Below are 851 nucleotides of genomic sequence, written 5' to 3' on the forward strand. Positions count from 1 at the left end.
AAGGATGCCTTCATCCGAGAATCGATCGAGTAGCCCACGATCCGGTTCGAGTAGACGTCTTTAATGGCGCAGAGATAGAGCTTGCCTTCGTCGGTGCGGTGTTCCGTGATGTCGGTTAACCACAGCTGATTTAGGGCTGTGGCGGTGAAGTTCCGTTGGACATGATCATCGTGGACTGGTGGGCCGGCCTTGCGGGTCAGGCCGCGTTTCTTGGCGAAGACGGACCAGATCTGTTGGCTGCTACACAGCCGGGAGACCCGGTTCTCGCCAGAGGTGAAGCCCTGGGCTTGGAGTTCGTCGGCGATGAATCGGTACCCGAATGCGGGGTCGTCACGGTGGACGTCCAGGGCAGCGTTGATCAGGTGCGCGTCGGACCAATCGCGGTCCGTGACCGGGGCTGCCTTCCATGCGTAGAAGGCTTGTTTGGAGAAACCCAGCACCCGGCAGGCCACCGCGACGGGAACTCCATCTGCGGCAAGGTCAAGGACCAGCGGAAACCTCATTTTGGGGGCAACTCCCTAGCGAAGAACGCCGCCGCCCGGCGGAGGATCTCGTTTTCTTGCTCCAAAAGCCGGATCCGCTTCTTCGCGTCTCGGAGTTCGGCGGCTTCCTTGTGGGTGACGCCGGGACGGGCACCGTCTTCAATGTCGGCCTTCTTAAGCCAGTTATGCAAGGTGGCTTCGGAAATTCCGAAGTCCTTAGCGATTTGAGAGATCGGCGCTTCGTGCTTGCGTGCCACGGCGACAACGTCGCGTCGGAACTCGGCGGGGAATGGCTTGGGCATGTGAACATCCTTGCTGCAAGGAGTAAATCCTCACAAGTCAGGAGTCAAGCAAACTCGGGGCAGTCCC

1 pseudogene is annotated in these 851 nt (G+C 59.8%); it reads right to left on the bottom strand.

Annotated elements, in window-relative coordinates:
* Nucleotides 1–784 (bottom strand): annotated as a pseudogene (locus tag DDA93_RS16130) (IS3 family transposase); the annotation flags it as partial.
* Nucleotides 785–851 lie beyond the last annotated feature (67 nt).

The organism is Arthrobacter sp. Bz4, assembly GCF_003075455.1.
GTDB lineage: Bacteria > Actinomycetota > Actinomycetes > Actinomycetales > Micrococcaceae > Arthrobacter_D.